The following is a 26154-nucleotide window of genomic DNA, read 5'->3' as shown; positions in this document are numbered from 1 at the left end:
TCATACGACAGCTTGAATATATAACCCCCAATTGAAGAAGGAACTGCTCCCATGTTAGAGAAGTTGAGGCCAGGCTGGAAGCGCCTGATTGATCCTATTGCGCGCGGACTTGTTAGCTTGGGCGTTACTGCAAATGCAGTAACCATCATCGGAGCAGTTGGTACGACGATTGTGGGTATTCTCACTGGTCTGACCGGATGGCTGCTTGAAGGCGCTATTGTACTGACTATTTTTGTGGTGTTTGATTCACTTGATGGCTCGGTAGCTGCCTTGACGACGGGTGGTACGAAGTTCGGCTCATTCTTGGATTCATCGCTGGACCGTGTTGCTGACTGGGGCGTTATGCTCGGTGTGCTTATTTACTTCTATGTGCAGCAGACCACGTGGAGCCAAGTCACCAATATGAGCAGGAACGATATTTACTCGATTGTTGGCATGGGCTGCACAATGTATGCCGTGATGACTTCGTTCGTGACGCCATATGTGCGTGCTAAGGCAGAAAGCCTTGGTGTTGAAGCGAAGGGCGGCGTTGCAACGCGCTCCGATCGTTTGACGATTATTCTGATCGGCATGGGCTTAACCGGTATTTTCCACTGGAACTTGCTGCTCGTCATTACGATGGCTCTGCTCGATATTCTGGGCACGATTACCGTGGTGCAGCGCATTCTCGAAGTGGCCCATGGTTTAGGTGATGAGAAGAATCATCTAACGCGAACCGATGCTTATGGTCGTGTGCACCAGCGCATTGAAAACTACAGCAATAGCGAAGAAACACCTCAGGCATAGCTTCTATGGACGAAATCATGGTCTGGGTTGCACAGCATGCCAAGCGGTTACCTGAATCGCTTGTGCATGCTGTCTTTAATTGTGCTGCCGATGTGGCGTGGATGCTGCACGGGTCGTCTGTGCGTCAACTCGAACGCAATCTTCAACACGTACTGAACAGCGATGGCGGTACGCAGAAATCAACAATAAACCGCTCAACTTTACGTAAGATCTCGCACCAAGCGATGCGTTCGTATTTCAGCTACTTTGCGGAAGCAATGACTGTGGGCGGACGTACGCAAGAGCAGCTCCAAGCGCGCGTACGTGCCTGCGGCAGTGGACTCGAGGAACTGACGTCGTGGTGTAAAGAACAGGGTAGTAGCGCGCCAATTGCCATGGGACACCAAGGAAACTGGGATTACGCGGGATTGTGGGGCTCGGAACATGTTGCACCTGTGGTGACCGTGGCTGAGAAGCTGTCGAACGAACAGCTGCTGCAGGTGTTTACGAGTATTCGTGAGCAGCTTGGCATCCATATTCTGCTGCAGGGATCAGGACACGTAACGCAACAGCTGACTGACCAGCTGCAGCAGTCGTCGTGTATTGTGCCGTTGCTGGCTGATCGAGATCTTGGACGTCATGGCGAGTTTGTTGAAGCCTTCGGATCGGTTATTCGCGTCGCTCGAGGTCCAGCTGTGCTTGCGCTGGAAACAGGACTGCCACTGTACGTTGTCAATATGCATCGCGAACGAATTTCGGGAGCTGAGCGGCGCCGAGCACACAGCCATTGGCGTTATGTACTCGAGGTCAGTGGGCCTGTACAGGTGAATGCGGATTTGGCGTCGATGGACAAGGCTCAGGCAATTCATGAGCTAACGCAGGCATGGGTTGATGTGTGGAGTCAAGCGATTCGACGTTCGCCAGCAGATTGGCATATGATGCAGCCAATTTTCTTGGAAGACCTTGATATGACGCGCCTAAGCAATGTTCCTGACTATATTCAGCGTTTGCGCAAGGCGATGGATTTGTAGGGCTGGTTGCTAAACTGCCATCCGTACCGATTGAAAACTGCTTGAACTGCTTGAATATTTATTGACGTATATGAATAACCAACTTGTAGAAGACGAACAGCATTCAATTACAAAACCACTGCGCATTGGCATTGTGTGCCCGTATTCGTTTGAGACACCGGGCGGTGTGCAGAACCATATTCGCGATTTTGCTGAACAACTGATGGCACGTGGTCATCAGGTCTCGGTGTTTGCACCAGGTAGGCGTACGAATGATATGCCGTTGTGGGTGCAGACGACGAATTCTTCGTTTGCGATTCCATACAACGGATCGTGGGCACATTTGAGCTACTTTTTAGGTGCTGGCCATGAGACGCGTCGTTGGGTGCGCCAAGGCCATTTCGATATCGTGCATGTGCACGAGCCAGAAGCACCATCGCTTTCGCATAAGCCAGTGCTGATGAAAGATGCACCTGCTTTGGTCGCTACATTCCATGCATCTATTGAGCCGTATCCTCGTGCGCTGCGCATGTTTGAGCATTATCTGCATAACTGCTTGGCGCCAATTAGCGAAGCTATTTTCGTCTCGCCAGCAGCACAGCGTACGGCAGATCACTATCTGCCAGGACAGATTCCGCGCTATACGATTCCTAATGGTATCGATCGCAGTCTGTTTACTGAGGCTGTGGCTGATCCTCGCTGGGCAGCAACTGAACAAGCACCAACTATCGGCTTCTTAGGTCGTATGGGTGAGGAACGTAAGGGCTTCCGTATTTTCGCCGCCGCTGCAGCACGTGTGCTGAAGCAGTATCCTCATGCACGATTCCTGTGTGCTGGCGATGGCGAAGTTGAAGCACGCCATATGCTCAGTGAACTCGACAACAAACTGGGTAACGATGAAGCACACAGCATTGCACAGCATTTTGAATTCTTAGGACGTATTAGCGAAGAAGATAAAGCTGCGTTCTATAGTTCGCTGAGCTGCTATGTTGCCCCACAAACCGGTGGCGAAAGCTTCGGCATTGTACTTGCTGAGGCCATGGCTGCTGCATGCCCAATTGTGGCGTCGAATCTTGATGCCTTTGTGGACGTTACTGAGCAGGGGCAGGATGCGCTGTTATTCAAGAATGGTAATGCCGATGACTGTGCTCGGGCTATTCTGGAATTACTCGTTGATCCAACCAAGCAAGATGAGCTCTCTTCCAACGGTTTAGAGCGTTCTCGAGCCTTTGATTGGAACACGATTACAGATGAAATTCTTGACGTTTATGCGAAAGCATTAAGCGCCCAAAAAGAGTCTTGTCGCTAAACTGCAATAGACTCAACATGTTTGAATACTATTCCCGACGCCTAGGAGCAATTCATGTCCGGACATTCCAAGTGGGCGACTACCAAGCACAAGAAGGCTGCCATTGATGCAAAGCGTGGCAAGCTGTTTGCCAAGCTGATCAAGAACATTGAGATTGCAGCTCGCCAAGGTGGCGGCGACCCTGATGGTAACCCATCGCTGTACGACGCTATTTACAAGGCTAAGAAGGCTTCGATGCCTGCTGACAACATCAAGCGTGCTGTCAAGCGTGGCTCGGGCGAAGAAGCCGGCGGCGCAAACTATGAAGACATCGTCTACGAAGGTTACGCACCTGCAGGCGTTGGTCTGATCATCGAATGCTTGACCGATAACCGTAACCGTGCAGCAGCTGAAGTGCGTTCCACGCTGACCAAGGGCAATGGTTCCTTGGCCACGACTGGTTCCGTGAGCTTCAACTTCGAGCGCAAGGGTGTCATCGTCGTTCCTGCAGAGGGCGTCGAGTTTGACGACCTGTTCGAGAAGGCTGCTGAGGCTGGCGCAGAAGACGTTAAGGATGAGGGCGAGACCTACGAAGTCATCACCGATCCATCCGATATGCTCGACGTGCGTAAGGCTCTGCAGGATGCAGGCATCGATTACGATTCCGCTGATCTGATGATGCTGCCAAAGAACGAGATCGACCTCTCGCTCGACGATGCACGCAAGGTTTCGAAGCTCATCGACGCTCTCGATGACCTCGACGATGTGCAGAACATCTACAGCAACTGGACCGCTTCCGACGAAGTGATGGCCCAGCTCGACGAGGAGTGAGTCTCCATTGATTATTTTTGGCGTTGACCCCGGACTAACGCGGTGCGGAGTCGGCGTAATCGAAGCCGGCGCATACCGCCGGCTTTCGTTTATTCATGTGGATGTGGTCCGTTCGGATCCACATACGCCACAGGACTTACGTCTGTTGGAAATCTATAACGGCTTATGCGCCAAAATGGATGAATTCATACCAGACGTGGTCTCAATTGAACGCGTATTCGCTCAAGAAAACCGCAACACCGTGCTCGGTACTGCACAAGCTGCAGGACTCGCTATGTTGGCAGCAGCGCAGCGTGGCATTCCAGTAGCAGTGCATACACCATCGGAATCGAAGCTCGCCATTACAGGTAATGGTCGTGCAGAAAAAATTCAGATGGAACGTATGGTTGCACGAATTCTTGGCTTAAATCAGCTGCCAAAACCAGCTGATGCTGCAGATGCTTTAGCAATTGCAATCTGCCATGCATTGCGCCCAGCAGGTGCAATCCAAGGTGGTGAGCGAGAGCAGCATTTGACGAAGGCACAGCGCCAATGGGCACAAGCTGCACAACGTGCAGGAAAAACCTCAAGCGCTAAACGTGCTATGTAGTCGCACCTTTGCGGTGGTCCACTTCGAGTGGGCTGCCGCATTTTTATTTTCACAACATGCCTACACTCGGCCGCATGCGAACATCTGTTCGAATGGCTATACTTTGTTGTGCTCATATATGAACAACAGCATTCTTGCCAGAAGGGATGGCCATGATTGGATTGCTGAGCGGTGAAGTAAAAGCCGTCGATATTAATGCCGCAGTTATTGATGTGCATGGCATTGGTTTTGAAGTACATATGCCAAGTGCTGATTTAGCAACAATGCATATTGGCATGCCAGCAACCGTCTATACCTATATGTCTGTTTCGCAGGATGCTATTACGTTATTCGGCTTCTTGGAGTCGTCGTCGAAGCAGATGTTCCTGCAGCTGCTCAAGGTCAGCGGCATTGGTCCAAAGGTTGCACTGTCACTGCTGAGCACATTGAATGCATCGAAGTTGGCCCATGCTATTTCTGATGCAGACGTTAATGCGCTTGTGAAGGCACCAGGTCTTGGCAAGAAAACTGCACAGAAGGTCATTTTGGAGCTCAAGGGCTCTATTAATTTGGATGCCATCGATGGCAATGAGAGTGGTAGCTCGTCTGCAGAAGCTACGCGCAACGAACCAGTGGATCATGCGCGCATGGATGTTATTGAGGGCCTGATGTCGCTTGGCTGGCGTCAGCAAGATGTTCAGCTCGCTGTGGACACGGTTATTCAGGAGCGCAGCTTGGAAACGCCACTGGCTCAGGACCTTGTGCCAGAAGTGTTGCGCGCTGCATTAAATGCGCTTGATCAGGGTCACTGATCTAAAACTCAACCACAACAAGAAATACTTGAGTCCCACATGGTGTTGATGCCATTGACGCACACACCAATCAACATGTGAATTAGGGGAGAAGCTATGAACAATGCTGATGAAGCAGCTGCATTCAACGGCATGAATAGCGATGCAAACGAAGAATCATTGCGTATGGTCCAAGCAACAGCCATGGGCAACGAGCCAATTAGTGATGAGGAGCTCCGTCCTCATGTGCTGTCCGGCTTCATTGGCCAACCAACGCTGAAGGCACAGCTGCAGCTGTTCCTTGATGCTGCGCGCAAGCGCGAGGTACCACCAGACCATATTTTGCTTGCAGGCCCTCCAGGATTGGGCAAAACTACGCTGGCCATGATTGTGGCTAATGAGTTGGGCGTGCCAATTCGAGTAACGTCTGGTCCTGCAATTCAGCACGCTGGTGACTTGGCCTCTATTCTGAGCTCGCTTGATGCAGGCGAAGTCCTGTTTATCGATGAGATCCATCGTCTGCCTCGTGCTGCAGAAGAGTTGCTCTATATCGCTATGGAAGATTTCCGTGTTGACGTTATGGTCGGCAAGGGTCCAGGCGCTTCATCAATTCCGTTGACGCTGCCTCGCTTCACGGTTATTGGTGCAACAACACGTGAAGGCATGCTGCCTTCGCCACTGCGTGCACGTTTCGGCTTTACAGCTCATCTTGATTTTTACCCAGCAGAAGAACTCGAAAAGTTGATTGCACGTTCTGCTGCAGTTCTTGGTCTAGAACTTGCAGAAGGCGCTTCGCACCAGCTGTCGCTGCGTTCTCGTGGTACGCCGCGTATTGCTAACCGTTTGCTGCGCCGTGTACGCGATTGGGCAGTAGTGCATGATCTCGATGTAGTTACTGACGAAGATGTGCGTGAAGCTCTTGAGCTCTACCAGATTGATGCAGAAGGTCTCGATAGGCTCGATATTGCAGTACTCAACGCCATTGTGAAGCAATTTAATGGTGGTCCAGTTGGCCTCAATAACTTAGCTGCAATGGTCGGCGAAGAAGCAGAAACCGTGGAAACTGTGTGCGAACCATACTTGGTGCGCGAAGGATTTATGATCCGAACGCCTAAGGGTCGCGTTGCTACGCGTAAAGCTTGGCAACATTTGGGAATAACTATGCCTGATGAATCTGTTGGAGATGTCAGCAAGTTGTTCTAAACTTGGCCGGTCGTGGGTTTTGCCCACATAACAAACGCACTTGACTAAGGAGCCAAACAGTGCAGTATTCCATTCTGATTATTCTGCTGCTCTTCATGATTATTTTCATGGTTGTACAGGGTCGTAAGGCTAAGCAACAACAGCAGGAAAGGCAGAACTTCATTAACGAACTCGAGCCTGGCACTGAGATCATCACCATTGGTGGTGTGATCGGTAAGGTTGTGTCCTCGGATCCTGAGTACGACGAGGTCGTTATCGACTCTGAAGGTTCTTTGCTGCGCTTCACGACTAAGGCAATTTCTCGCCAGTACGTCCGCCCGGCTTACGTCCGTGACGATGAAGTCGACGAAAATGGTAACCCACTGCCACAAAACGAGGAATCAGAAGAAGCTGAGCCAGCTGAAGCTGCAGCAGAGCAGCAGCCAGCTGAAATCGAGCAGAAGTCCGAACCTACCGAGGTTATCGAGACGAGCACAGAAGGTCTGCCTTACGGTGCCCGCGAAATTGAGGTAGAGCAAAACACCGAAACTGCTGAAGATTCCGCCGAAAAGCCAGCAACTTCGAATAACTGAGACGATATTGCGGCATGCCATGTGTCATAATATGGCGTGCCGCATTTATGCTTGTTGAGCTGTGCTCTGCACTGACTCAACGAAACAATCAACAATGACCGAATACCGACCAAGCCAAGAATGTGAGATGGGAATTCCCATGTCTTCCAGCCAGCTTTCCACAGATATCACGATGAACGCCGCGCTTCAGATGAATGAAGCCGATGCCGATTATCTCGTTTCGCGCGTCCGCACGATCCGCGATTTCCCAAAGCAAGGCATTCTGTTCCGTGATTTCATGCCGATCTTTGCCGACGCCAAGGCATTCGGTCTGCTTATGGACGCTCTTATTGACGCCCTTCCTGTGCCTGCAGAAGAAATTGATATGATTGCAGGTCTGGAGGCACGCGGCTTCCTGTTTGGACCAGCACTTGCTAACCGCCTGGGTAAGGGCTTCATTGCTGTGCGTAAGGCCGGCAAGCTGCCACCTCCAACCAAGCAGGCTTCGTACTCGCTCGAGTACGGCACGGCCGAAATTGAAGTTGAAGACAACCTCATTGAAGAGGGCAAGCGTGTGCTGATTGTTGACGACTTGATCGCAACTGGCGGTTCGGCACAGGCTGCACGTGATCTGATTGAGCAGTGCGGTGGTACGGTTGCAGGCTTTAGCTTCGTTATGGAGCTCGTTGGTCTCGACGGCGTCAAGAAACTGGGCGACTACCCAGTTGAGTCGCTGATGAAGATGCCAGCTTGATACGATTAACAATCGTTATATGAAACAAACAGGGTGCGCTGCGCCCTGTTTTTGTATAACTAGAGGCAACAACGTATCCTCACTCGTACCAAGGATTACTTGATGGACCTCTACGAATATCAGGCACGCGAGCTTTTACAAGAAGCTGGGATTCCAACACCTGATGCAATTTACGCGGCCGATAAGCAGCAAGCAATGCAGGCTCTGGAACACATTGGTTTACCTGCAGTGATTAAGGGCCAAGCCAAAATTGGTCATCGTGGTCAAGCTGGTGCGGTGAAAGTCGTCAAAACTCGCGAAGAGGCGAGTGCGGCTATTGATCATATTCTTCCTATGTCGATTGATGGCCATGCGGTTAACGGTGTGCTCGTTGCCGAAGCCATGAATATTCGAGACGAATACTATGTCTCAATTTCGGTTGATCGTACGAACCGATCATTCTGTGTGCTGGCTACATCTGCTGGTGGCACTGAGGTCGAAACTCTTGCGCATGATCATCCAGAAGCTGTCAAGCGCATGCAGATTACGATGCTCGAGAACTTCGATCATGCAGCAGCCGTGCGTATGGCTGAGGCTATCGCGTTTGAAGGTGCTGATATTGAGCAGGCTGCAACCATTCTCGAACAGATGTGGCAGTGCTTTGTTACGAATGATGCCACGCTTGTAGAAATCAATCCTTTGGCAAATGTGGAACTGCCAGATGGATCTACGCAGCTCTATGCATTGGATGCCAAAATCTCGTTGGGAGGCAATGCTGCATTCCGTCACGATGGCTGGAAGCGATTCGAAGATCCTGTGGTCAGTGACACATTAGAAGCACGTGCACAGGCAGCGGGTATGCACTATGTGCAGCTTGACGGGCAGGTCGGCGTTATTGGTAATGGCGCAGGCCTCGTTATGAGCTCGCTCGATGCCGTTGCTTTCGCCGGCGATGCTATTGGCCAGCCAATTACAGCAGCTAACTTCTTAGATATTGGCGGTGGCGCTTCAGCAGAGGCAATGAGTCGCAGCCTCAAGGCCGTTACCGCGAATCCAAGTGTGAAGTCAATTTTCATTAACGTCTATGGCGGTATTACCTCGTGTGAAATCGTCGCCGAAGGTATTTTGCAAGCCGTTGATGAGCTCGGCATTACGGTGCCTATGGTTGTTCGATTTGATGGCAACGCCGCAGCAGAAGGCTTGGCCACGCTCGAAGCCGCACATAAGACCAATGTGCATGTGGCGGCCACTATGGATGAAGCCGCACGCCAAGCCGTTGCATTCGCTGCACAGGCAGCAACACCAGCATCTGCGCCAGCACCTACGCAGGCCTAAACCACGATCACAGGAGGAACATTTCAATGAGTGCATTTATTGCCAATAACGCACCTGTGATTGTGCAAGGCATGACGGGCCATCAGGGCATGACGCATACGCAGCGCATGCTCAAGGCCGGTACGAATATTGTGGGCGGTGTTAATCCGCGCAAGGCTGGCACAGCAATTACATTCGAGGCTCGCGAAGCCGGCAACACTGTTGAGATCCCAGTGTTCGCCACGGTCGCCGAAGCTAAAGCCGCAACTGGCGCACAAGCCAGTGTTATTTTCGTGCCACCGCGCTTTGCCAAGGATGCAATGATTGAGGCCATTAAAGCTGAGGTCAAGCTCATCGTGGTTATTACTGAAGGCATTCCAGTAAATGACACGGCCTATTGCGTCGAGCTTGCGCTGCAGCGTGGCATTCGCATTGTCGGTCCAAACTGCCCAGGCCTGATGACTGTGGGCGAGGATGCCGAGCACCCAGGCGTCAACCTCGGCATTATTCCTGATGGCATTGTTGGCCGCGGTCCACTGGGCTTGGTTTCGAAGTCGGGCACGCTTACGTACCAGCTCATGAGTGAGCTGGCCGATATTGGCTTCACGGCATGCCTCGGCGCCGGCGGCGATCCAATTGTGGGCACAACGCTGCGCGAAGCACTCGAAGAGTTCGAAAACGATGACGCCACGAAGGCCGTCGTTATGATTGGCGAAATTGGTGGCCGTGCCGAAGAAGAAGCAGCACACTGGGCTAAGCATCATATGACGAAGCCAGTCGTTGCCTACGTTGCCGGCTTCACGGCTCCAGAAGGCAAGCAGATGGGACACGCGGGTGCCATTGTGTCTGGCGGAAAGGGCACAGCACAAGACAAATTAGAGTCCTTAGAGGCCCACGGCATTCGCGTTGGGAAGACACCAAGCGAATGTGCGGAACTCATGCGTGATACACTTGCGCAACTGTGATGAGCAAAAACGTCGTTCAACAATGTCTTAAAGGAATGGCCGCCGCAGCCATAACGTTAGTCGTATTCGGTTTATCGTTAGGCTGCCTAATAGCTTTAGCGCTGTTAATCTTCTCAATCGAAGAGAGCGGCCAGAATTTATCGCAGTCTGCTGTGCCATTAACGCAGGCTGTGATGATGCTTGCTGAAGGCGTTGGCTACCGCACTGACTCACTTATTGTGACGATTATGCCGTTACTGCTCACGGGCCTGATGATCGTACTGATTCGCGCGTTTGTGCTGCGTTTCAAGCTGCGTTCGGTCGCCTCGTGGGCGAGTGGCGTGTTCGCTTGGGTAGTGCTCCAGCTGATATTCACGCATTCGATTTCCTATATGTTTATCGATGCGACGTTCCTCATTATCGTTAAGCTCGCACTCATGTATTCGATTGGCTACGTCTGGGCCGCACTGCCTGGTTCGAAGCTGCTCGAGCGTGCAAAGACCTACATCACGTCTCACATTTCCGAACAGATTCGCCGCGTCTGCCGCATTGCATTCCGCTGCTCTGGCATTATGCTCGGCATCTATGCAGCCGCAGGCATTATTACGGCTATCGTCTGGATCTGCATGGACTTCGACAATATGGTGCGTCTGTTCACCGTACTGAATATGCAGACTGGCTCGCGTATCTGCATGAGCATTATGGCACTGGCTTGGCTGCCAAATCTGTGCATCTGGGCTATTGCTTGGCTGTTCGGCGCCGAATTCAACATCGGCACCCTGGCCACGTACTCCATGTGGCAAGCCTCGAGCAAGGATCTGCCAGGTCTGCCAATTTTCGGCCTGTTCCCACAGCCAGTTGGCCAAGACGCCGTGCGCACGCTGTTTATTCTGATCCCGCTCGTTACGAGCTTGGTTACAGGTCTGGTGCTGTTTATGTTGCGTAAGTGCTTCCCAATTTTGCGCAATATTCATTTGACTTCTGCATCAGCACCAAAGGCTCCTCGTACGGCTTCCTCAAATGCAGGCGTAGACGCCAAGCCAGCAGAAGCAGTGAAGGAAGAAACCGAGAAGTCTGAAGATCAGCAGTCCTCAGATCAGGCGATTGCCCAAATTAAGTCATCTGGATTGCAGCAGCTGTTCAACTTTGCTTATGCTGCAGGTGCATTCTGCATTATTGCTGTTGTAGTTTGCTTGGTTGCGAACATTGTATTCACGCTGTCGAATGGTGCACTGGGAGAGCATGAGCTTGCTCATGTTGGTGTACCTGTGGCCAATGCCACGAATGCAGTTGCAAAGCCAACTGCATATGGTCTCATACTTGCATGGCTGATTGCTGCAGTTGTAGCAGCAGCTGTGTTTGGTGTTCGTCTGCTGCTCGCACGACGTGCCACCGCTCAAACAACTACCGAAGATGGTAAGAAGCCATCGCCGGAAACTCATGATGAGAAGAGGAAATCACACACGCCGCGTGTGGTCAACTCGAACCCCACGATGAAGGAGCACAACGGTGACGATGAACCGACCATTACGACGAGCCCTCGTATCGGTCTTTCATAAAGAAGGTATTGAGGTACTCGCACAAGCTTTTATTGCTGCAGGCACCCAAGTGGTGTCCACGGGATCCACTGCCAAGCGTTTAAGTGAGCTTGGCGTACAAGTTACAGAGGTCAGCACCGTAACTGGATTCCCAGAGTGCCTTGACGGTCGCGTGAAAACACTCGACCCACATATTCATGCTGGCATTCTGGCCGATATGACGAATGCTGATCATGCAGCACAGCTTGAGCAATTCGGCATTGAGCCATTCGACCTCGTTGTGGTTAATCTCTATCCATTCGCTGACACGGTTCGTTCCGGCGCCGAAGCGGATGCAATTATTGAGAAAATTGATATTGGCGGTCCATCGATGGTGCGCGGTGCCGCCAAGAACAGCGCCACAGTTGCTGTGATTACTGATCCAGCCGATTATGCATTAGTCGCTGAGCGTGTGGCCAACGGCCAGGGCTTCTCACTAGAAGAGCGCCGTTGGCTCGCCGGCAAGGCCTTCGCTCACACGGCCGCCTATGATGCAACTATTCGTGAATGGACTGCTGAGCATTGGACGAAGCCAGCAAGTCTTACTACGACTGAAGCAACAGACACTCCAGATCTAACGCTGTTCCCAGATTCCTTAACGCGTACATGGGATCGTGCACGTGTACTGCGCTATGGTGAAAATCCTCATCAGCAGGCAGCGCTCTATGTGGATCCATTGCATACACAAAGCTTTGCCCATGCCGAGCTGCTGGGCGGCAAACCAATGAGCTACAACAACTATGTTGATGCTGATGCAGCATGGCGTGCTGTATGGGATATGACTGGTCATATTGCTGTGGCCGTGGTCAAACACAATAATCCATGCGGTCTGGCCATTGGTGCCACGGTTGCAGAAGCACATCGTAAAGCACACGCTTGCGATCCAATGAGTGCTTATGGCGGTGTTATTGCTGCTAACTCCACGGTGACCTATGAAATGGCCGAACAGGTTCGTCCTATTTTCACTGAGGTTATTGTGGCTCCTGATTACGAGCCTGATGCATTGAAGCTGCTGCAAGATAAGAAAAAGAATCTGCGCATTCTCAAAGTTGCAGCTCCAGAACATGCCGTGCAGCAGTTCCGCCAGATTGATGGTGGTTTGCTTGTGCAGTCGATGGATCGGATTGATGCTCCAGGTGACAACCCACAAACATGGTCCCTGGTTTCTGGCGAAGCCGCTGATGCAGCAACATTGGCTGATCTTGAATTCGCATGGCGTGCTATTCGCTGTGTGAAGTCGAACGCCATTCTGATTGCCCATGATGGTGCGACTGTTGGTATTGGCATGGGCCAGGTTAATCGCGTGGATTCCGCGCATCTTGCAGTAGATCGCGCAAATACGCTCGATAACAACCGCAACCGAACCCAAGGTGCTGTGGCAGCATCTGATGCATTCTTCCCATTTGCCGATGGTGCACAGATTCTGATTGATGCCGGAGTCAAGGCCATTGTGCAGCCTGGTGGATCAATTCGCGATGAAGAAGTGTTCGAGGCAGCTCGCGCAGCAGGCATCACAATGTATGTCACAGGAACGCGTCACTTCTTCCACTGAGTTCTCCAACGAACGCTTGTTTCAATTAACGCTAGATCAGCAAACATAGGTCAACAAACGCTAGGTCGTGCCCTGTGTATGGTGGAACTAGCAAGATGCATAAGGCTCAGCAGAGCAATAGCTTCTGCTGAGCCTTATGTGTTATAACAAATCAAGTAAGTAGTGAACTGACTATACAAGGAGCATCCTGTATGACGCATCCATTTGTGTCCGAATCTCGTGAAGGTAAGCCTTGGTTCGAGTGGACGGTTGCTGTCATCGTGGTGCTTGCAGCAGTTATTGCCTGGTTAGGACACACAATGGCCGCCACCACCATAATGGCAGTGACGGCCATTGCAACGGGCGTGATCCGCATTGTTATGCGTGATAAAAGCCCTTGGCGCATTCGTACCGTTGCTTTTGATGCCACGCTTGGCATCGGCTTCGGTATTGTGCTTGTTGTGTTAGAGCTCAGTACTCATTTACTTGTTTTCTGAGTTCTGTGGATCCTGCATCGAAGCAGCGAATCCATCAGGAGCAGCAAGATCTGCTTCCTGCTCACGCAGCGTAACGTCGCCTTCCACAGGAGCAGCTGGATCCATGATCTGCTCGTCCTGCTGCATCTGATCATCAATCTGTGCTTCCTGAGCAGCAATGTTCTGCGAGTTGTTAATCACCTGAGCGATGATAATGGCCAGAGCCACAAGAGCTGCAGCGAGAATTGCGCAAACCCAGAAGACCCAGAGCTGAGTCAGAGGTTCCTTGGTCAGACCCTTACCGTGAGCGAAGATAGCAATACCGGTTGCACGTGCTGGGTTAATCGAAGCACCCGTAATCACATACGAGAACGTTGTTGCAGCTGCATAAGCCACACCCATTGCAATGCTGTGCATACGCGTTGGAGCGCCGTTCGAACGCAGCGTTGCCATTGCAGTTGCCACAACAATAATCGAAGCAATCAGCTCAACAGCAATAGCGAGCGTGATGTTGAAGCTGATACCAAGCTGGCTCAGCTGAGTTGCCATTGCAGAACCCTCGCCATAACCGTTAATGATCATCGAGTACCACTGCGTTGCCTGCACCGACTGGGACGTAGGAACAACAGCAGCGAACAGACCACCAGCAGCAATTGCGCCAATAACCTGAGCCACGATGTACAGAATGCCATCGAGCACACGAGTCTTATTGGTCAGCATTGCAGCAACGGTAATTGCTGGGTTAAATTGACCGCCAGAAATCTTCGAGAAGATAAACGTCATTGCGGCGTACACCACACCCGTGCCAAGAGCCACGAATGCCATATCGGTGCCGTAGAAAGCCGTACCGAAGGAAAGCATCATGTAAATGGCGAAGCAAATCATGAAGCTACCTGCCAGTTCGGCAAGTACACGTGCCCACATACCGTGATGCAAGCCGTTCTTTTGGTCAGGACGCGTGACCTGCTCAACAACAATCTGCTGCTGAGGCATAGGTCCGTTAGTCATTGCAGTCATATCAATCCTTTATACTTAACATTTTGAAGTGAAAGATTCACTTCAGTCATCACCCTAGCGCGATGACTCATGCTGCACCATACTAGCCCGCAAACTTACGAATTGCTGGGAAGTTTCAGTACAGCTCTATTATTCACCGATGCCCCCGTTTCGTTGAACACCAACACAGGGGAGTGTCATGGCCACGTTGGGAGAACGATGCCACACGCTTATAGCCAGGCCAAAAAGGCCCATGCATCGCAAAATGAAGGCATTCGACTGCAGAAGGTCCTTGCTCAGGCAGGATTCGGTTCGCGTCGTAAGTGCGAAGAAATGATTCTTGATGGTCGAGTCGAAGTTGATGGTGAACTGTGCACCGAACTTGGTACTCGAGTTGATCCAAAGCGCCAGCAAGTGCGCGTTGATGGATCTCGTATTCGTATTAACACTCGTCATATTACGCTGGCTCTGAATAAGCCAAAGCGTGTGCTGTCCACGATGGACGATCCAAAGGGTCGTTACACGCTGCGTGACATCGTCGGCGATAAGTACGAGCGTATTTTCCACATGGGTCGTCTGGATTACGATTCGGAAGGCCTGATTCTGATGACGAACGATGGCGAACTGAGCCAGCACGTCATGCATCCTAAGTACGAAGTCGAGAAGACCTATGTTGCAACGCTGGATGGTCATCTGAGCGGCAATGTCTGCCGTCGACTCGTGCGCACGGGTGTGCAGCTTGATGATGGTTGGATCAAGCTTGATCAGTGCTCGATTATTGATGCGCATCACGATACGACGATTGTCAAGGTTGTGCTGCACTCGGGTAAGAACCGTATTGTGCGTCGTATTTTCGGTGCTATTGGCTTCCCAGTGCGTCGACTCGTTCGTACGCAGATTGGTCCTATTAAGCTGGGCGATCTGAAGTCTGGTTCGTACCGTGTGCTCTCGAGCACTGAGGTTCGCTCGCTGTCGAAGGCGGTGGGTCTGTGATTACCGTAGCTATTGATGGTCCTGCAGGCGTTGGCAAGTCGTCGACGTCAAAGGCTGTAGCCAAGTATTTCGGCTATGCCTATCTTGATACGGGCGCTATGTACCGTGCATGCGCATGGTGGTGCTTGCACAAGGGCATTGACCTTGATGCAGAAACGCTTGATGAGCGGTTCGTTACTGAAACGGTTGCCGAGTTCTTTACCGAAGGCCATTTCGATATTGCTGTGGATCCAGACGATCCACGCGTATTTGCCGATGGTGAGGATATTTCTGAAGCAATTCGTTCGTCTGAAGTTTCAACGCACGTCAGCAAGGTGTCGAACATTATTCCAGTTCGCCACATTCTGATTGCAGCACAGCGCGCTTATATTGCAGCTCAGGGTCCAGAAGAGTCGTTTAGCAATGGTCTAGGCATTGTGGCTGAAGGCCGCGATATTACGACCGTTGTGGCTCCAGACGCTGAAGTGCGTATTCTCTTGACTGCTCGTGAAGAAGTGCGCCAGGCCCGTCGTAACGGTCAGGCAAAGAGCGGCGTTGGTGCAGAGAACGTTGCTGCCCGCGACAAGATGGATTCGAAGGTTACGTCGTTCCTGACGGCTTCCGAAGGCGTGACGACTGTTGACAACTCCGATCTGACGTTCGAAGAAACACTTGATGTGCTGATCGGCTTGGTGGAGACTGCTGAAGAAGAGCAGGCTTACGAGCAGTACTCGGCAAACCTCGAAGGCTATGAGCTCGAAGAGGGCGATGAAGGCCTGATCGAAGGCACAAGCTTTGTTGACGATGAGCAGCAGGCTCAGGCTAAGGCCGTTGGTGTGATTGCTGTGGTCGGTCGTCCAAACGTTGGTAAGTCAACGCTGGTCAACCGTATTCTGGGTCGCCGTGCAGCAGTTGTTGAAGATACACCAGGCGTTACGCGCGATCGCGTGTCCTACGACGCTGAATGGGCTGGCACCGATTTCAAGCTCGTCGACACGGGTGGCTGGGAAGCTGATGTTGAGGGTATTGACTCGGCAATTGCTTCGCAGGCTCAGATTGCAGTCGACTTGGCTGATGCAGTTATTTTCGTTGTCGATGGCCAGGTTGGTCTGACTGACACGGACGAGCGTATTGTGCGTCTGCTGCGTTCCTCGGGTAAGCCAGTGACGGTTGCTGTTAACAAGGCTGATGATCAGAATGCTGAATATGCAGCTTCTGAATTCTGGAAGCTTGGTCTCGGTGAGCCTTATCCAATTTCGGCAATGCACGGTAGGGGCGTTGGTGATCTGCTTGATGCTGCTATTGACAGTCTCAAGAAGGCTGAGCGTACGAGTGGCTTCCTGACTCCATCGGGTCTGCGCCGCGTGGCTCTGGTTGGTCGTCCAAACGTTGGTAAGTCGAGTCTGCTGAACAAGCTGTCTCGTTCAGACCGTTCTGTGGTTTCCGATATTGCAGGTACGACGCGTGATCCTGTTGACGAAATCGTCGACATCGATGGCAAGGATTATCTGTTCATCGATACCGCAGGTATTAAGCGCCGCCAGCACAAGCTGTCTGGTGCTGAGTACTATTCGTCGCTGCGTACGCAGGCTGCTATTGAGCGTTCGGAACTTGCTTTGGTGCTGTTTGATGCTTCGCAGCCAATTTCCGATCAGGATCTCAAGGTTATGAGCACTGCTGTTGATGCGGGTCGTGCTATTGTGCTCGTTTTCAACAAGTGGGATCTGATGGACGACTTCGATCGCCAGCGCATGGAACGCTTGTGGAAGACCGAGTTCGAGCGTGTGACGTGGGCACAGCGCGTCAACCTGTCGGCTAAGACTGGCTGGCACACGAACCGTCTGTCTCGTGCAATGACTCAGGCTCTGGAATCTTGGGACAAGCGTATTCCAACGGGTAAGCTCAACTCCTTCTTGGGTCGCATCCAGGCCGCTCATCCACATCCTCTGCGCGGTGGTAAGCAGCCTCGTATTCTGTTCGCAACGCAGGCTTCGACGCGTCCACCTCGTTTTGTGGTGTTCGCAACCGGATTCATTGAGCACGGTTATCGTCGATTCCTCGAGCGTCAGTTGCGTGAGGAATTCGGATTTGAGGGCACTCCAATTCAGATTTCCGTCAATATTCGCGAGAAGAAAAAACGTAAGTAAGTTGTATTTCAGATGAATTTCTGACTAATTCGACTGAACAATCAAACCGCACTTTTGCAAACGTTGCATAAGTGCGGTTTTTGTTGTGATAAATCGTTTAAGCAATGTACCCACGAACTCCAAATTAAACAGAAGCGCTTCAGTCAAGTGCAGCATCATGGAGCTGTAGCAGCATACGCTGGTTAGACGGAAATCATTGAAAAATCAACGGTTTTTACGCGAGATAGCAACGAAAACTGCGAATGAAATAGTTGCAGAAAATGACGACGCAACAGTGAGTGAATGCCGTTCTTGAATGCGGCAAAGCCGTACATTGCATACGGTAACGTGGAGCAATATAGCAGCATCTCTCTACGTACAAAATCAACACATTGACGTCAATTGCGGTGCTGAACAACGTTTCTTCACAAAGAATTTGCAAGCGTTTTCACACCCTTAATTTGGCAATTCCAAGGAAAAACGAGTAGGGTACTACTTTTGTTGCGGGAATATACAGCAGAAAGTCTGGACGAACAGAATTTCCCACGACGCTAAATTTTGATGTATGAAAGGGTCGACATGGCGGAGCTTTTCGAGCAATCGGCACAGAAGATGCGCGAGCAGGGTCTCAGCGAAGTTGCCATTGCACAGTTCGAGCGTCTCTACCACGAATGGCAAGAGAACGATGCTACGAGCTGGATTCGTGAAGAAGACGTTGAGCGCCTTGATAACGTACCAAGCTTCCATGATGTTTACGAAACCATCGATCACGATCAAGCTGTGAAGGCATTTGCTAAGACTGCGTTCCTGAAGTTGAACGGTGGCCTTGGCACTTCTATGGGTTTGGATTGCGCAAAGTCGCTGCTGCCTGTGCGTCGTCACAAGGCACGCCAGATGCGCTTTATTGATATTATTCTTGGCCAGGTTATGGTGGCACGTAGGCGCTTGGGCGTGGAACTGCCACTGACACTGATGAATTCGTTCCGTACCTCCGCAGATACGATGAAGGTACTGGCACATACGCCTAAGTTCACGCAGCACGGTATTCCTGTTGAGATTATTCAGCACCGTGAGCCAAAGATTGAGATTGCTACGGGCCTGCCGGTTTCGTATCCTCAGAATCCAGAGCTCGAGTGGTGCCCGCCAGGACACGGCGATCTGTTCTCGACGATTTGGGAATCGGGTCTGCTTGATGAGCTCGATGCTCGTGGCTTTAAGTATCTGTTTATTTCGAATTCCGATAATCTTGGTGCTCGTCCTTCTCAGACGCTGGCTCAGCATTTTGAGAACACGGGCGCTCCAATGATGATCGAGGTTGCACGTCGTACGCATGCAGATCGTAAGGGCGGTCACTTGGTGTTCAACAAGGTGACGCATCGTCTTGAACTGCGTGAGATGTCTCAGGTGCATCCTGATGATCGTTACGATGCAATGAATATTAAGAAGCATCCATACTTCAACACGAATAACATTTGGGTACGCATCGATGCACTGCGCGATATGCTCGCCAAGTATAACGGTGTGCTGCCGCTGCCTGTTATTCGTAACAAGAAGACCGTGGATCCAACGAATCCAGACTCGACGCCAGTCATGCAGCTCGAGACGGCGATGGGTGCTGCAGTGTCACTGTTCGAGGGAGCAACATGCGTACTCGTTGATCGTATGCGCTTCCTGCCAGTGAAGACGACCGACGATTTGTTTATTATGCGTTCGGATCGTTTCCACCTGACGGATCTCTACGAGATGGAAGATGGCAACTACATCTTCCCGAACGTGTCACTCGATCCACGCTATTACAAGAACATTCACGATTTCGATGAACGTTTCCCATATTCGATTCCTTCAGTTGCTGCAGCTAACTCAGTGACTATTGAAGGTGATTGGACATTCGGTCGCGATGTGAGCTTCTATGGAGACGCCAAGCTGACGGATAATGGCAAGCCGAGCTACGTTCCAAATGGTGAATATGTTGGCCCACAAGGCATCGAACCAGACGAATGGCTCTAAATATTCATTGTGAGTTTTGTCACGTTTCATCGTGAATCGCGAAATTCTCTGAAATTGAAACATGGCAGCGCAAAACGCACTATGATAGATAAGCAGTTACGTGCATCAACGCACAGTTGTTTAGAACAATAACGATACGGTAGGACTTAATGGCAGAAGGAAGTAACGGAAGGCGCCGCTTCTCCGATAAGTGGGGCAAACACGAACTTGATGTGCTGGCAGTATTGTCTTCCGCGTTCCCACAATGGCTCACTTCACGCCAGATTGCGCAACGCGTTAAGGCGTATGCCGATTCTTATGGCGAACTCGCAGATCAGGCAGCAAAGGCTGCTTTTGCTAAGCAATTCCAACGTGACCGCGCCAAGCTCGCGGCTATGGGTATTGCAATCGAATCTCGACAGCCTGAGTACTCGTCGAAGTCCGAAGGTCAGGACTTCGCTTCGTACCGTCTGCAACTCGGTAGCGAGCCACGTATTCGCCTGCAGTTCCAGCCAGAAGATCTTCCTGTTCTCGCTGCAGCCAATTATTTGGCACGTTCCGTTTCGATTTCTTCTATGGAAGACGAGCCAGAGCCACAGCATGTGTCGCGTACGGCTCCTCGCGTTCCACAGACTCCAGTTCCAGGCCTCGGCCTCGACTCGATCGCTCCTGGTTTGGGTACGCAGCCTATTCCAGAGGCTCTGGTCAAGGAGATTGATTCCCGTCGTTTCGCCGCAAAGGTTATGGTCGACGGTGAATTGCTGAACGTTGCATACTCGGACTCCGATGATTTGGCCATGTTCTTGCTCGAACATCCAAATACGCACATTGTGAGCCCACAAGAGGCTGTTGACGCATATAACCGTCGTCTGCGTGCTGCAAGCAATATTGTGCTTGCTGATGAGACGAAGGGTAATTCGAGCGCAACAGTGTTTGCTAAGGCTGTTACCGATGATGATGACATCGATGACGATACGCCAAAGACGCATCAGAAGAAGAACTCGTTCCAGACAGGTAGCGAAGTTGATCGCCGTCTGCGCCTGATGCTGTTCCTTTCAGCTCACCTTGGCGAAGAATATTCGCTCGATGAGCTGGCTGTTCGCTTTATTGGTAAGCCACGTTCGGAAGATGATCTGCGTAAGTCCGTGAACACAATTCACAAGGACATTAATACGTTGACAACTGTCTCTGACGATGGCGAGATGGCAGGCTCCCAGTTCTTCGATATTGACTGGTCGCTGCTTGATGCTGAAGGTATTGTGTCGGCAACGAACTCGCTGGGTTTGGAGCGCCTTGCTGGTGTTTCGCCTCAGTATATGAGTATGTTGACGGCTTCGGTGCACTATTTGGCACACTCGAGGCTTCTGCCTGCTGAGCAGCGTGCTCAGGCTGCATCGCTCAACGAGCGTATGCGTCATTACGTTAAGCCAGGTGACACGCCATGGCTGAGCCTGACGAGCTACGAAGCAGAGCCACTGAGCTTCTCGGTAGTAAAGTCGGCAATTGACAACCACGCACTGCTGGACGTTGAGTTCCGCGATGGTGCTGGTTCGCTCGTGCACACGCTTGTTGCTCCAGCAAAGATCTTCGTTGACGAGGGCGTTTACTACGCAGCACTGTGGTCTGATATTGAAGACGTTGCTCCAAAGAACGTCAAGAATCTGGTTCACAAGGTCAATGGTGTGAACAAGGTCACTGGTGAACCACGCGTGTGGCGCGTACTGCGACTGGCTCGTATTGAACATGCTCGTATTGTTGAGCCAACGTCTGAACCTCAGATTCCAGATGTTTCGGTCAGCGAGCTGCGTCGTTGGGCTGTTGATAACGGCACGTCTGCTGTGTTCATTACTGATCAGCCTCATCTGGAGTTCATTAAGTCGCTGCCAGACGCTGATGTAGAACCATGCGGTGAAGGCGAAAAGGTCCATCTGACTGTTCAGTCGGATTCTTGGTTCGTTGCATTCTGCATTTCTCATGCTCGTCATATTCTGGCCGTAGCACCTGAGACGCTGCGTTCTATGATCGTGGCCCGTGCAACGCGTGAACTGACCGTGTCTGAGGAGTCCCAGAACAAGAACTGACAGTAGCGTTCTGATAATCGCGTATTGTCACTTGTTCCAAGCTCAAGGAGATGTTATGCCCTGGTGGATTTGGCTCGTACTTGCAGCATTCTGGCTTGCAATGCTCGTAATTGGCTGCATTTATGCAATCCGCAAGGCAATCCATGCAGCACGTTTGGCATCGGCGTTAGGTAATCAAGTTGCCAAACGTGCAGCAGTACTCCAAGATCATGACGATACTGAAGAGGCTACTGAGCCAGCTATTTTCACCCAGCCATTGCAGGTAGCATCTGATAGGTACGCGCAGGCACATGCAGAAGTGCTGCGTCGCAAGCACAACAAGCACATGCGTCACGTCGAAACGTGGCAGCAGTGGGAAGAATTTAATAACTGAAACTTGAGGTTCTCTACGAATCTTAAGCCCCCGATGGAATGCGTAAGAACTCATGACTCGACATCGTCGACACAAAGTATCGCAAACTTCTGAAGAACCAATTGAAGAAAGCCCGGCAGAGCGTTACCAGCGTTTCCAAAAAGTGAAGCAGCAGCGCCGATCTGTGGCCTACGAGTTTGCTCAGACTATGCCGTTTGAACTTGATGAGTTCCAAACGCAAGCTAATGAAGCGCTGGAGCAGGGCAAGAATGTGCTTGTTGCAGCTCCTACTGGCGCAGGTAAAACTGTTGTTGCTGATTTTGCTGTTTATTTGGCACAGCAACGCAATGTTAAAACGTTCTATACAACGCCAATTAAGGCATTGAGTAATCAGAAATATCATGATCTCGTTGCTATTTATGGCGCTGATAAGGTCGGTTTATTAACTGGCGATACGTCAATCAATTCTGAAGCCGACATTGTTGTTATGACAACCGAAGTGTTGCGTAACATGCTGTACGAACACTCATCAACGTTGGAAGCACTGCAGTTTGTGGTGCTTGATGAGGTGCACTTCCTTGCCGACAAGTTCCGTGGACCTGTTTGGGAAGAAGTTATTATTCACTTGCCAAAGAGCGTGAAGATTGTTGGCCTTTCGGCAACAGTTTCTAACGTTGAGGACTTTGCTAAGTGGATTGAGTCGGTTCGTGGCGAGACGAAGCTTGTTGTTTCTGAGCATCGCCCTGTGCCACTTGAACAGCACGTTATTATTCAGAAAGATCCAAAGACTGAGCCAGAACTGTTTGATCTGTATCGTTTTAACGATAAGGGTCAGCAGACGACGAAGATTAATGGCCGTTTAGTTGCTCGTATTGATGAGTTCGATAGGCGTGCTGAGCGTCGCGCTGCAAGTGGGCGTCCTTACCATCGTAAGAAGGGCTATCGCTTAGATAAGCATGGACACCGTCCACGTGCCGATCGTTATGTGCCAAAGCGTTGGGCAGTCGTTGATGAATTAAACTTCCTTGATTTGCTGCCTGCTATTTACTTTATTTTCTCGCGTAATGGTTGCGATGAAGCTGTTGAGCACTGCTTAAGTGCGGGCCTGCAACTGACGACTGATGACGAAGCTCGTCGTATTCGCGAGATTGTTGACGATATGATAGTTGGCCAGCTTACGCATGATGATTTGAAGACGCTGCATTTTGCAAGGTTCCGTTATGCGCTTGAGCAGGGCTTTGCACCACACCATGCCGGTATGGTCGCACTGTTCCGCCAGATTGTTGAGCGCCTGTTCGAAGAAGGCTTGGTCAAGGTTGTGTTTGCAACCGAGACACTGGCTTTGGGTATTAATATGCCAGCTCGCTCCGTGGTACTCGAAAAGCTGGAAAAGTATGATGGCACGGGCATTGTTGGTCTGACTCCTGGTGAGTATACGCAGCTGACTGGTCGTGCTGGTCGTCGAGGCATCGATACGATCGGCCATGCCGTGGTCGTTGATTATCGCGGCTTTAAGCCAGAAGTTGCTGCAGCACTGTCGAGTAAGCGTGTGTACCCACTACACTCGAGCTTCAAGCCAACCTTCAATATGGCAGTCAATCTGCTGAACTCCAGTGATTACGAGATGGCTCGTACGACGCTGGATCACTCGTTTGCTCAGTGGGAAGCCAATGAGTCATCGTGGCGCTTGGAAGCTGATATGCAGCGCATTGAGAATTCATTGCGCGGCTATGAGAAGGCTTTTAAGTGTGAGCATGGCGATATTGCTGATCTGATGCGCATTCGTATGCAGTTGTCGGATCTGCAGAAGCATGAACGTAAGAACCTGAAGCATAGGGAGTTCGAAGATAACGCTGCACGTAGCCGCGCTTATCGTCAGCTCGATGCTCGTATTGCAAAGTTGAAGCAGCAAGAAGCTGAGCATCCTGCACATGAATGCCCTGATTTCGATCAGCATATGCGTTGGGGTCATCGTTGGGCTCGTGAAATGCGTGAACTTGAGCGCATTAAGGATCGCTATGAGTCACGTACAGGTTCGGTGGCTCGTCAGTTTGATCGCATTTGCTCGGTGTTGACGAAGCTTAACTATTTGGAGCAGACCGAGACGAAGGGCCAGCGCGATTATGTGTTGACTGAGCGCGGTCAGCTGCTGCGTCGTATTTATAGTGAACGTGACTTGCTGCTTGCTGAAGCAATTGAGCAGCATGTGTTTGATGAGTTGAAGCCTGCTGAATTGGCGGGTGTGCTCTCGTCAATCGTGTACGAAGCACGTCGTGGCGCTGGCGGTGAGCCTCGCTATTATCCAGGTGGCCCTTATGGCCGTGTGTCGGAAGCCGTTACCGATTTGAAGTTGCTTGATACTCGTCTGAACATGATGTGCGAAGATGAGAATGTGAAGTCAGATCTGCCAATGCTGGACTTTGGTATTTCTGATGTGATCTACGAGTGGGCTTCTGGTAAGTCGCTGGCTGAAGTATTGCACAATAGCGAATTAACCGGTGGTGACTTCGTACGAACCGCTAAACGTTTAGCTGATGTTTTGCAGCAAATTGCAGTGGCTCAAAGCTATATGCCAGAAGATGAGCAACATATTGCTGATGTGGCTCATGAAGCATACGACTTTGTGAACCGCGGTATTGTTGCCTATTCGGGTGTTGACTGACAGCACGGAATAGCATTTGTTGAATTTTGACAGATAAGTGCCTAACAACAGAAATAAAAATGTTCTGAAGTACAAAAGCGGGAATATATAAGACGTCCCAACTGTTTTGTACGTTAGGTAAGCAAGTTTAATCATGAGGAGGAAGCAATGGCAGAGCGCAGCCTGCGTGGAATGAGCATCGGTGCCAAATCTTTGGAAAGCGATGATAACGTTGAGTTTGCAGCTCGTCAGGAAGTGGCCTACGTTTGCGAAAAGGGTCACCGTACAATCCTGCCGTTTGCTGAGGGCGTTGATCTCCCTGCAGAGTGGGAGTGCCGCTGCGGTTCGGTAGCGCATCGTGAGAACGCCGATGATAAAGATGCAAACGAAATTGCAAAGCCAACTCGTTCGCACTGGGATATGTTGCTCGAGCGTCGAAGCATGGAAGAGCTTGACGCAGTGTTGAAGAAGCGTCTGAAGATGCATCACGAGGGTTGGTTCCCAGATTACGAGTGATTTTTCGCTTATAGACTCCTTGAATGCAGCAACTGCTCAAGGAGTCTTATTCTATGTACAAAAAAGAAATTAAAGGGGAGTGCTACCCATGGCAGAGCATCCAATGCGCGTTGTCTTGATGGATCTTGATGGTACGTTAACGAAGTCTGATGCTGGAATTATTGGTTGTGTAGTTAAGGCGTTTAAGGCAGTTGGCTGCCCAGTACCTGATGATGAAGAGCTGCAGCGTTTTATTGGTCCTGCAATTAGCGAGTCGATGAAGCGTAACGGAATTCCTGCAGATAAGCTTGATGAAGCTGTTCGCATTTATCGTCACTACTACAGTGAAGAACCAACGTTCGATGATCCTAACGATCCAGGTCATCTGGTTCCTGGCAACCTGTACAACACGGTGTACCCAGGAATTAAGGAGCAGCTTGAGAAGATGCGCGCTGACGGTTACACCGTCGTCGTCGCAACCTGCAAGCCTGAATATCAGGCAAAGCCAATTTGCGAGCACTTCGGTTTGACCGATCTGGTTGACGAAGTCTACGGCGCAAGCCGCGATAACTCGCGTATTGATAAGGATCAGGTTATCCGCTACGCATTCGAGTCGCTTGGCTGGGATGCTGCAAAGGGTGACCGTGCTCTTATGGTCGGCGATCGTTGGACCGACGCCGATGGTGCAAAGGCATGCGATATCGATTGCTTGGGCTGCGGCTGGGGTTATGCGGAACCAGGTGAGCTCAAGGAGCACGGTGTGTATCGCATTATCGAAACCACCGATGAGCTTTCGGATGCCGTCAACGAATACTTCAACGACGAGCAGCACTGATCTGCGGTCAGATATATCGGAGGAGGCATGATCTCGGGATAAATATATTCCCGTGGTAAATGAGGTTTCGGGGTAAATACTTTCCTAG

General features: G+C 51.0%; 22 protein-coding genes and 1 pseudogene. 22 read left to right on the top strand and 1 reads right to left on the bottom strand.

Annotated features, from left to right (window positions below; genetic code table 11):
- Window positions 1-51: 51 nt before the first annotated feature.
- The 14 genes and pseudogenes from D2E26_RS03110 to D2E26_RS03045 all read left to right on the top strand — a co-directional run.
- Window positions 52-672: pseudogene (locus D2E26_RS03110) on the top strand (CDP-alcohol phosphatidyltransferase family protein); the annotation flags it as partial.
- 119 nt (window positions 673-791) lie between these two features.
- Window positions 792-1796, top strand: coding sequence for a phosphatidylinositol mannoside acyltransferase (locus D2E26_RS03105; protein WP_125963201.1), 1005 nt, complete (start codon window positions 792-794; stop codon window positions 1794-1796).
- 70 nt (window positions 1797-1866) lie between these two features.
- The gene (locus D2E26_RS03100) at window positions 1867-3084 is read left to right on the top strand and encodes a glycosyltransferase family 4 protein (protein WP_125963200.1); all 1218 of its coding nucleotides are present in this window, start codon (window positions 1867-1869) and stop codon (window positions 3082-3084) included.
- Window positions 3085-3138: 54 nt separating this feature from the next.
- Window positions 3139-3894 (top strand): YebC/PmpR family DNA-binding transcriptional regulator, encoded by a 756-nt coding sequence (locus D2E26_RS03095; RefSeq protein WP_125963199.1) that lies wholly within the window; start codon window positions 3139-3141, stop codon window positions 3892-3894.
- 7 nt (window positions 3895-3901) lie between these two features.
- On the top strand, window positions 3902-4483 hold the full coding sequence (gene ruvC / locus D2E26_RS03090) for a crossover junction endodeoxyribonuclease RuvC (protein WP_125963198.1): 582 nt from the start codon (window positions 3902-3904) through the stop codon (window positions 4481-4483).
- A gap of 152 nt (window positions 4484-4635) precedes the next feature.
- Window positions 4636-5274: a Holliday junction branch migration protein RuvA gene (gene ruvA / locus D2E26_RS03085; RefSeq protein WP_125963405.1), complete on the top strand. Its 639-nt coding sequence runs from the start codon at window positions 4636-4638 to the stop codon at window positions 5272-5274.
- 96 nt (window positions 5275-5370) lie between these two features.
- Window positions 5371-6456 (top strand): Holliday junction branch migration DNA helicase RuvB, encoded by a 1086-nt coding sequence (ruvB, locus tag D2E26_RS03080; protein WP_164515838.1) that lies wholly within the window; start codon window positions 5371-5373, stop codon window positions 6454-6456.
- 59 nt (window positions 6457-6515) lie between these two features.
- Window positions 6516-7028 carry a preprotein translocase subunit YajC gene (gene yajC / locus D2E26_RS07645; protein WP_125963197.1) on the top strand — a complete coding sequence of 171 codons (513 nt, stop codon included), beginning with the start codon at window positions 6516-6518 and terminating at the stop codon, window positions 7026-7028.
- 139 nt (window positions 7029-7167) lie between these two features.
- The gene (locus D2E26_RS03070) at window positions 7168-7761 is read left to right on the top strand and encodes an adenine phosphoribosyltransferase (RefSeq protein ID WP_241218837.1); all 594 of its coding nucleotides are present in this window, start codon (window positions 7168-7170) and stop codon (window positions 7759-7761) included.
- 102 nt (window positions 7762-7863) lie between these two features.
- Window positions 7864-9075 carry an ADP-forming succinate--CoA ligase subunit beta gene (gene sucC, locus D2E26_RS03065; protein ID WP_125963195.1) on the top strand — a complete coding sequence of 404 codons (1212 nt, stop codon included), beginning with the start codon at window positions 7864-7866 and terminating at the stop codon, window positions 9073-9075.
- A gap of 26 nt (window positions 9076-9101) precedes the next feature.
- Window positions 9102-10019 carry a succinate--CoA ligase subunit alpha gene (sucD, locus tag D2E26_RS03060; RefSeq protein ID WP_125963194.1) on the top strand — a complete coding sequence of 306 codons (918 nt, stop codon included), beginning with the start codon at window positions 9102-9104 and terminating at the stop codon, window positions 10017-10019.
- A gap of 35 nt (window positions 10020-10054) precedes the next feature.
- Window positions 10055-11557 (top strand): cell division protein PerM, encoded by a 1503-nt coding sequence (locus D2E26_RS03055; RefSeq protein WP_125963193.1) that lies wholly within the window; start codon window positions 10055-10057, stop codon window positions 11555-11557.
- Window positions 11514-13127 (top strand): bifunctional phosphoribosylaminoimidazolecarboxamide formyltransferase/IMP cyclohydrolase, encoded by a 1614-nt coding sequence (purH, locus tag D2E26_RS03050; protein WP_125963403.1) that lies wholly within the window; start codon window positions 11514-11516, stop codon window positions 13125-13127. Before D2E26_RS03055 ends, purH begins: the two co-directional genes overlap by 44 nt.
- Before the next feature lie 191 nt (window positions 13128-13318).
- Window positions 13319-13603 carry a DUF3017 domain-containing protein gene (locus D2E26_RS03045; RefSeq protein ID WP_125963192.1) on the top strand — a complete coding sequence of 95 codons (285 nt, stop codon included), beginning with the start codon at window positions 13319-13321 and terminating at the stop codon, window positions 13601-13603.
- Here the strand turns inward: D2E26_RS03045 and D2E26_RS03040 are convergent.
- Entirely contained in the window at window positions 13589-14599 is a 1011-nt protein-coding gene (locus tag D2E26_RS03040; RefSeq protein ID WP_241218836.1) for an MIP/aquaporin family protein, read from the bottom strand. The genes D2E26_RS03045 and D2E26_RS03040 overlap by 15 nt on opposite strands.
- Window positions 14600-14797: 198 nt before the next feature.
- Between D2E26_RS03040 and D2E26_RS03035 the strand changes: the two genes are divergently transcribed.
- From D2E26_RS03035 to D2E26_RS03000, 8 genes are all read left to right on the top strand, one after another.
- Window positions 14798-15571, top strand: a complete 774-nt coding sequence (locus D2E26_RS03035) for a pseudouridine synthase (RefSeq protein ID WP_125963191.1) — start codon at window positions 14798-14800, stop codon at window positions 15569-15571.
- Window positions 15568-17697 (top strand): bifunctional cytidylate kinase/GTPase Der, encoded by a 2130-nt coding sequence (gene der / locus D2E26_RS03030; protein ID WP_125963190.1) that lies wholly within the window; start codon window positions 15568-15570, stop codon window positions 17695-17697. The genes D2E26_RS03035 and der overlap by 4 nt, the downstream gene beginning before the upstream one ends.
- Before the next feature lie 540 nt (window positions 17698-18237).
- On the top strand, window positions 18238-19683 hold the full coding sequence (locus tag D2E26_RS03025; protein WP_420897188.1) for a UTP--glucose-1-phosphate uridylyltransferase: 1446 nt from the start codon (window positions 18238-18240) through the stop codon (window positions 19681-19683).
- A gap of 149 nt (window positions 19684-19832) precedes the next feature.
- Window positions 19833-21743, top strand: a complete 1911-nt coding sequence (locus D2E26_RS03020) for a helix-turn-helix transcriptional regulator (RefSeq protein WP_125963188.1) — start codon at window positions 19833-19835, stop codon at window positions 21741-21743.
- A gap of 55 nt (window positions 21744-21798) precedes the next feature.
- Complete coding sequence (locus D2E26_RS03015) at window positions 21799-22116, top strand: hypothetical protein (RefSeq protein ID WP_125963187.1); 318 nt, start codon at window positions 21799-21801, stop codon at window positions 22114-22116.
- Window positions 22117-22168: 52 nt separating this feature from the next.
- A complete protein-coding gene (locus tag D2E26_RS03010) occupies window positions 22169-24757 on the top strand; it encodes a DEAD/DEAH box helicase (protein ID WP_125963186.1) in 2589 nt (862 codons plus the stop codon).
- Between the two features lie 147 nt (window positions 24758-24904).
- Window positions 24905-25252: an RNA polymerase-binding protein RbpA gene (locus D2E26_RS03005; RefSeq protein ID WP_125963185.1), complete on the top strand. Its 348-nt coding sequence runs from the start codon at window positions 24905-24907 to the stop codon at window positions 25250-25252.
- Between the two features lie 88 nt (window positions 25253-25340).
- Window positions 25341-26066 carry an HAD hydrolase-like protein gene (locus D2E26_RS03000; protein WP_125963184.1) on the top strand — a complete coding sequence of 242 codons (726 nt, stop codon included), beginning with the start codon at window positions 25341-25343 and terminating at the stop codon, window positions 26064-26066.
- The last annotated feature ends 88 nt before the right edge of the window (window positions 26067-26154 follow it).

Origin of the sequence: Bifidobacterium dolichotidis, assembly GCF_003951975.1 — a bacterium.
GTDB lineage: Bacteria > Actinomycetota > Actinomycetes > Actinomycetales > Bifidobacteriaceae > Bifidobacterium > Bifidobacterium dolichotidis.
Note: the sequence above shows the minus strand (reverse complement) of the source record. Positions and strands in the feature narration are given on the sequence as shown.